General features: G+C 74.6%; 1 protein-coding gene. It reads right to left on the bottom strand.

The genetic code is table 11. The annotated features are described in order from the left end of the window. The coding region (locus FRZ03_RS08210; RefSeq protein ID WP_261398719.1) for a condensation domain-containing protein at positions 1 to 688 on the bottom strand (688 nt) is incomplete at both ends.

The raw sequence follows: 688 nt of genomic DNA, 5'->3' as shown, positions 1-688 counted from the left end.
GGCGCGTTCGGCGGGGGTCAGCGGGTCGATGGCGCTCAGGGGTGCGTCGGGGGTGGCGCAGAACGCCTCCAGCAGGTTGACGGTGTGCCGGGCGAGGGCGCCGATGGAGTCCGCCTCGAACAGGTCGGGGCGGTAGACGAACGCCAGCTCGGTGCGGCCGTCGCCGTCGCGCAGGTCGAGGGTGAGGTCGAACTTGGCGGTGGTGAGGTCGATCCGGTACGGCGTCCCCTCGGCGGCGCCCAGGGCGAAGCGGGAGGAGGTGGTGTCGGTGTGCGTGTAGAGGACCTGGACGAGCGGGTTGCGGGCGAGGTCGCGCTCGGGGCTGAGCGCGTCGACGACCCGCTCGAACGGCAGCGACTGGTACGAGAACGCCTCCAGGACCCGCTCGCGGGTGCGGGCGAGCAGCGCGGCCGGGGTGGGGTCGTCGGACAGGTCGCCGCGCAGCACCAGGGTGTTGACGAAGAACCCGACGAGCTGTTCGGTCTCGGCCCGCTCGCGGTTGGCGACGACGGTGCCGACGGCGATGTCCCGCTGCCCGCTGTGGAAGGCCAGGGCGGCCTGGAAGGCGGCCAGCACCGTCATGTACGGCGTCGTCCCCGCGCGCCGGCCGAGTTCGGCGAGCCCGCCGGACAGCGCGGGCGGCAGGGTGACGGTATGGGCGGCGCCCCGCCCGCCGGGGGTGTCGGGG

Source organism: Streptomyces misionensis, from assembly GCF_007896895.1.
Lineage (GTDB): Bacteria > Actinomycetota > Actinomycetes > Streptomycetales > Streptomycetaceae > Streptomyces > Streptomyces misionensis_A.
The sequence above is the reverse complement of the archived record's forward strand: the minus strand, read 5'-3'. Positions and strand labels throughout refer to the sequence as shown.